Annotated in this window: 6 protein-coding genes; 1 reads left to right on the forward strand and 5 read right to left on the reverse strand. The window is 58.2% G+C overall.

Features of this window, described 5'->3' with window-relative positions; translation table 11 throughout:
- Positions 1–137 precede the first annotated feature (137 nt).
- Positions 138–563 carry a response regulator gene (locus tag CIT26_RS15220; RefSeq protein WP_143747850.1) on the forward strand — a complete coding sequence of 142 codons (426 nt, stop codon included), beginning with the start codon at positions 138–140 and terminating at the stop codon, positions 561–563.
- 443 nt (positions 564–1006) lie between these two features.
- Here the strand turns inward: CIT26_RS15220 and CIT26_RS15230 are convergent, their stop codons facing one another.
- From CIT26_RS15230 to CIT26_RS15245, 5 genes are all read right to left on the reverse strand, one after another.
- Positions 1007–1990 (reverse strand): IS4 family transposase, encoded by a 984-nt coding sequence (locus CIT26_RS15230; protein WP_245319447.1) that lies wholly within the window; start codon positions 1988–1990, stop codon positions 1007–1009.
- Between the two features lie 11 nt (positions 1991–2001).
- Complete coding sequence (locus CIT26_RS37645) at positions 2002–2391, reverse strand: IS4/Tn5 family transposase DNA-binding protein (protein WP_245319441.1); 390 nt, start codon at positions 2389–2391, stop codon at positions 2002–2004.
- Between the two features lie 104 nt (positions 2392–2495).
- Positions 2496–4046 (reverse strand): carbamoyltransferase C-terminal domain-containing protein, encoded by a 1551-nt coding sequence (locus CIT26_RS15235; RefSeq protein ID WP_245319442.1) that lies wholly within the window; start codon positions 4044–4046, stop codon positions 2496–2498.
- 99 nt (positions 4047–4145) lie between these two features.
- Positions 4146–4751 (reverse strand): O-methyltransferase, encoded by a 606-nt coding sequence (locus tag CIT26_RS15240; RefSeq protein WP_095493350.1) that lies wholly within the window; start codon positions 4749–4751, stop codon positions 4146–4148.
- A gap of 364 nt (positions 4752–5115) precedes the next feature.
- Positions 5116–6359 (reverse strand): IS5 family transposase (locus CIT26_RS15245; RefSeq protein ID WP_143747851.1); only part of this gene is annotated, 1244 nt, incomplete at its 5' end.

Here is a 6359-nt window from a genome sequence, read left to right on the forward strand (position 1 = left end):
CCCGCACGCTGGGTTGTTCGCAGCCATGCCTGTTCGGCTTTGCAATCGGATTTCAGGTAGCCCGTGACATGTTGGAGAAAAATCGAGTGGGAGGCCAAAATCTCCGAAACTGCAGCATCTTAATCGCGGAGGAAGACTTGACACTTGCGTTCGACTTAAGCGACGCTTTAGTCAAAGAAGGCGCAAACTTCATCCAGCCGGCCGATACGATCGAGGACACTCTCGACGTGATCATGTCCTCGTCATCGATAGATGGTGCTGTCCTCGGTGTGAACTTACAAGGCGAGGTAACGTTCGCCGCAGCCGAGCACCTGGTTCGACGTCAAATACCATTCGTGTTTCTGGTGGGTCACAATTCTTCGGATATACCCGACAGCTTCAAAAATGTTGATCGGTGTGAGAAGCCACTTGATATCGCCCATCTGATCGAGGTGATAGATTCGCTCATATCAGCGTATCCATCTATCCATCCGGCGGGGAGGCCGGCAAAGGTCGCGGTTGCCAGATTTTCGGCGAATGTGCAGTCAGTGGGCACTGACCTCAGGCCGGAGATTGACGAGTAGCTTGGCGACCTGATCGCTTCTCTCAGCGAGCCGTCCGCGGTCAGTTAGTCCCATGTGCTCGGTGGCTACGGTGACGAGATAGCCCGCGATCTCGCTCGCGGTGGCGCCTTCGTGACATAGGCCCCGTTTGCGTACGTGTCGCATTCGTCGGTGGCCTCTGGTATGCCGTAGATACCGATGGGATCCCAATCGCGAAGCAATATCTCGGGAACCCGGGCCCGGTTCTCTCGTGACTGATACTTGTTGCGTCCGTGAGCCATTCGCTTGTCCTATGCAGCGATGGCTTTCGCTGATCGAAGCTGCCAATTCCACGGCAAGAGTTCGGCCAGCCGGTTCTGCGGCGTATCGGCGATGCGGGCGGTAAGCATCCGGCGAAGCTTCCGATTACCCACATCGTGGGCTTGATCCAATGGAGATGCCGAAGGCGATGTCGTGCAAGCGGGTCATGCCGCGCCAGACGACCATGTTGCCGGGAGGCGGATCATGGTTGCGGGCGAGATAGCCGCCAAGCATGGCGATTTGCAGCAGGTAAGCGGCGAGCGTGGGCCGTTTGAGGCGCGGTCGCGTTCGGACGCGTCGATCCGGTCCAGCGCAGTGATCTCGGCGAAGGTGAGAACGCTGTCGGGCGCGGCGTCTGGCTTGGCGCGCGCCGACATAGTGACGAAGAATATGCGCCAGCTGACCACCGCGATGAGGGCGAGGAACTTCGCCAGTCTCTCGGCGGTCTCGAGCCTCGCCTCCTTGGCACGGCAGCCGGACTTCATGACCTTGTGGAACACCTCCGCCTTCCAGCGCAGGGCGTTCCAGCCGAGCTTCTCGACCGCCACGGAGAGATCTTCGACCGGCAAGTTGGTCACCAGCTTCCAGTCGATCGGCTCGCGACCGGGCGGCGGATTCTCTTCGAGGGCGTGGATGTAAGTCAGAACCTGCGGACTGTAGCGCTTCTGCTTGCCCACCGGCGGCAAGGTGTTGATGGCGGCGAACTTCACCTGCAGCCAGGTCGTCTCGTCCTGATCAACCGCAATGCGATGACGTCCCGCGCAAGGCGCCGCCGCAAGTTGGGCAAAGACGCGATGAGCAGGATCGTGTGGGGCAGCATCGGCAGGCCGCTCTGCCAGCCTGTTCGCCTGCACCCGCACGAGGAAGCTGGTACCAAGGTCCTGCGCGGTGCAATGGAGCTCGTAGATGTCACTCTCCCGGTCACCCACATGCACGCAGCGCTCGGGCGCGCCAACGAGCGCGATGGACTGGCGCAGGTTCTCCAGCCAGCGGTAGCTCTCCTTCGTCTCGATCGGCACGCGCGTGGGATTGATGTGCCGCTTGAGCGCGAGCGTTCCCTTGAACTTCGTTCGTGTCCAGAACTTCGCCGCCGTCAGACCGAGGGGTGTGCCGGTGAGGGTGACGGCCAGGCTCGAATGCATCAGCACCCCGCACAAGGTCAGCACGTTGGGCTGCCCGGCCTTGTAGCGCCCGGCGTTGATGGTTTTGGTGAAGCCGATTTTGCCCGGCTGCGCGCGGCTGTAGATAAATTCGTCGTGTCCTGCAGGATAAGGATCGGACCTTCGCTCGCCGCAATGCGCGCCGCGGTCGCGGCGAAATGGCCGGCGAGAACGCTATGTTCGGTCACACGCGGATTGTCAAAGAAGCGGTAGGCCGCCTTCGCCGCCGCCCAGTCGCCGCAGGCCGCCGGGATTGGCTTGCCCGGCGCAGCTGACATCTGATCCAGCAACCGTTGCAGCCGACGGGCCAGACGCTTGTCGGGAAGGGCCGCCGCAGAAAGCTCTTCCTCCCACCAAGCGGCTTCGCTGCTGCTGGTCTTGTGTCGCATCCGTGACGCCTCCGTGATTCGGCGTCACGAACAGAATCACGGCAGATTCATACGGGGCAATAGGCCCGCCGACGATGTGGGTAATCGGAAGCTTCGGCGAAGCCTTACCGGATGCTTACCTTGAGGAGATAAAAGGCATCGTTGATCACGAATCCGTCGAGGCCTGCGGCCCGAGCATAAGCTAGCAAGTCGCTTGCACGATTGATGAAGCCGGTCCCGTTGAAGTTCAGCGATGTGTTACAGAGAACGCCAACCCCGCTTTTCGCTTTGAACGAAGTGAGCAACTGAAACAGGCGCGGGTTTTGCTCCTGCGATACGGTCTGAGCCCGCGCTGTGCCGTCAACGTGCGTGACGGCTCTCAATCGGCTATCGAGAACCTTCTGGAAAAGAAGCATATAGGGCGAAGGGCGTGCTAGATCGAAATGGAGCGCGACATCTTCCTCCAGGCAAACGGGCGCGATCGGGCGGAAACCCTCCCGGTTCTTGATGCGGTTTAACCTCTCATGCGTTGCCGTTGAGAAAGGCGCCGCGAGAATTGACCGGTTGCCGAGCGCTCGTGGCCCGATTTCGCAATTCCCCTGTACCCAGCCGATCACCTTGTCGCTGAGCAACGCCGAGGCCACTTGGCTGTAGTCGAGTGGATGGACCTCGAGTCCGGTCCGGTCGATTTCGTCAAGTATGAAACGCTGGCCTGAATAGACGTTCCATTTGATCTTAGCCTTGCCGGTGAAATGCCGCATCGCGTCGACTGCGGTCCCGATCGCTGAGCCTGTATCATTTGTGCACGGTGGGATGAAAACATCGGAAAAGAGGTTCGTTTCGACCCATCGGCGGTTCCACTCGCAATTCAACCCGCAGCCGCCGGCAATCAGCAGCGGGAACCCCTTTGTCAAGTTCTTCTTCGCAAAGGTGTGGAAGGAACCGAAGATGGCGTCCGAAACGCGCCTGGCGAGGTTGGTAAACTTCTGATGAGTTACGCCAATGTTGTAGTAAGGCGAATTCCGAAGATCCTCTTTGGACACCGGGTACTGATCGCTTGGAAGCAGGAAATCAATCAGCGCCTGCTCGTCCCGGTCAGGCGATCCGGTCTGCCCATAGGCGCAAAGCGCCATTACCTTGCCGGCGTCTTCGATACGCGGTGGTCCTTTGGGCAAGGTGAATTTCGGATCGGCGAGCGCATAAAGGAAAGCATATTTGTCACCAGGATACGCCATCACTTTTCCCCGATGCACGACCTGCAGATACTCATCGATTTCATAGAAATCGCCGAACACCCCTTCCCAGATCAGCACATAGCAGGGCATTCCGGCGGGGAACGGCGACATGCCGTATGAGCCCCAGAGATGGGAGCGCTCGTGCGTCGAGGAATAGAAATGCACCTTCCTGCCGAAGAAGGTCCTCTCGCCGACAACATCCGATCCCTGAGCTATGCCGTAGTATCCTACAGGGTCGTGGCGAAATCGTTTGCCCCACCCACCGACGGCAATGATATCCGGAATGGCATCTAGGCGCCCAGCGGCTTCGAGGATAGTCGTGGGGTTAATGGTCGAATATCTGCGAAAGCTATCCTTCTCGGCCTCGTATGAACAAATCAGCTCGGCTGCTGACACATCCAACGCTGCAATTGTGCCATCATGGCCCGGCTTGAAAGACATTATCCTCATGTTTCTTTTACTCCCTGGGCAATGCGGCTTGTCTTCACGAAATTCCTTAATCCGTGAAGCAATTCGGCTATTTCCTCTACGACAGAACAATCAGCTGCTTGCACACCGCCTCGAAAGCTCCAAGCCCCATCCTATAGGCAGCAGGATCGACTCGATATCCTTCCTCAGGCGGATGTGTTGGCGGTAACCCTCACCAGCGACCGGATCAGGACTACTAATATTATCGGCGATGACGTAGCCCAGCGGAGCGAGCTTTGGATAAAGTGCATCAAACGCTGGAATATAATAGCTATTCCAGAGATCGATCAGACAGAACTCGATCTCTCCCTCTAAGCTCTCAATTATTTGGATTGCATCTCCTGAACGGAAAACAACATGATCCTCCAGTCCGGCTCGTCTCAGCATGTCGTTCGCGAAGATTTGCTTTTCCACATCAAAATCGCAACTCGTCACGATCCCGGTATTCGCGCGCGCTGCCTCGGCCAGGTAGATTGTCGAATAGCCATACGACGTCCCAAGCTCAAGAATGGAGCGCGCCTTTGATCCCTTAAGAAGGGAATTCATGAATTGGCCCGTATCGGGCCCAACCGAAAGTAAAACGGCCTGCGGAGCATCCGGTAGAGAAAGCAGCGCGTCGGAATCGCGCCGATAACATTCCTCATATTCCGCAAGCACTTTTTTCACGTCGGCATGCATTTCTTGGTTCCATTCTGAAGGACGAAACACACAATCCTTAAATAGCGATTATTGCCAAATGGCACTTTCCGCAACCAATACTACACACACATATTGTAATATACAATTTTGTTGCATAATGTGTAATCTTTCTGCATGCATCAACATGCTGTAAAACCACAACGAAATACTGAAGATGTTCTAACTTATCACGTATCTCCGCAATTGGTAAATACATTTATGGATAAGTTTTTGTTGCGTAGTTATGATGAGCATATGAATAGGGCAATTTGGGTGCCATTGCACAGGTACACCCGAAAACGCGTGGCAACCGCGCACTACGGTCCCTGTTTGGTGATTCGTCCGCCGTGAACAATGGGAGGGATCAGGCTTTGAGTTCTTTCGGCTGACTTTGAGAGGCGGCGAGGAGAAGCCCCAAAAGAGCCTTCAGCCACCTGAGCAGGAGGGAGAAGTTATAGCCGGCTGCGGCCAGGATGGCGTTGATCGCATCGCCCTGCTTGCCGGCGAGGCAGTTGCGGCCCATCCGGTGCTCGGCCTTGATGTGGCCGATCACGGGCTCGATCGCGGAGCGGCGGCGCATCTGGCGCTTGATGGCCGGTGTCACGCGGCGCTTTTGACCAGCGGTGAAGACCCTGAACTTGTGGCTCTGCGGTGCGTTGTGGCCGCGATAGCCGGCGTCGGCGAGAACGCGGCTGATCTCGTTGCCGATGGTCTTTTCCATGTCAGGGATGACGCTTGCCAGCGTGTGGCCGTCATAGGGATTGCCGGGCAGCGCTTTTGCATGCAGGGCGAACTGGCCACCCTTTGAGCGCTTCAGCGTGGTGGCCACCGACACCTTCACCCCGAACTCGTAGGGCGCATGCGCCTTGCCCTTACCGATGCATTCCACCTCGTGCGCATGCAGGCTGTAGATTTTGCGGCCGCGCTGGCGCTGACGCTGCTCGAGAACGGTGGAGGCCTGGTAGAGCGACCATTTGAAGAGCGCGTCCAGCTCCGCATCGCCGGCGATCTGACGGGAGATGTCGCGGACGGTGCGCCCCAGATACGTCCTGAGCCTGCGCAGCGCCTTGTTGGCCCGCTTGAACTGCTTGGCGTGCGCATAGCGCTGCTGCTTGATCAGCGCCAGCTTGCCGACCCGCACATAGGTCTGGCGCAAATCCAGCCCCGCCCGTTTGGCCAGCCGCACCAGCCGTTCGCGAGCCCGGTGGATGAGCTTGGCGTCGGTCGGGAACATCACGTTCTTCGGCTGCACGGTCGTGTCCACGATCACTTGGCGCGTGTCGGTCGGCTTCATCGCCCCGATCTTGACCGCAATGCTGANGGCCCGGTGGATGAGCTTGGCGTCGGTCGGGAACATCACGTTCTTCGGCTGCACGGTCGTGTCCACGATCACTTGGCGCGTGTCGGTCGGCTTCATCGCCCCGGTCTTGACCGCAATGCTGAGGCTTTCCTGCAAAAGCGCGACGATCCGCTCCTCGCCCATGCGGCTCCGCCAGCGCGTCATCGAGGAGCGGTCGAACGGCAGGTCGTGGCGGAAGAACTCCTCGCCGCACAGATACTGGAAGTAGGGGTTTTCCACCCAGCGCTCGCACAGCACCTCGTCTGACA

It is taken from the genome of Mesorhizobium temperatum (assembly GCF_002284575.1).
Taxonomy (GTDB): Bacteria; Pseudomonadota; Alphaproteobacteria; order Rhizobiales; family Rhizobiaceae; genus Mesorhizobium; species Mesorhizobium temperatum.

Excerpts from the sequence above, each read along its gene's own strand:
- CIT26_RS37645 (WP_245319441.1), bottom strand. The coding sequence starts at position 2,391 with ATGCGACACAAGACCAGCAGCAGCGAAGCCGCTTGGTGGGAGGAAGAG.
- CIT26_RS15235 (WP_245319442.1), bottom strand. The coding sequence starts at position 4,046 with ATGTCTTTCAAGCCGGGCCATGATGGCACAATTGCAGCGTTGGATGTG.
- CIT26_RS15240 (WP_095493350.1), bottom strand. The coding sequence starts at position 4,751 with ATGCATGCCGACGTGAAAAAAGTGCTTGCGGAATATGAGGAATGTTAT.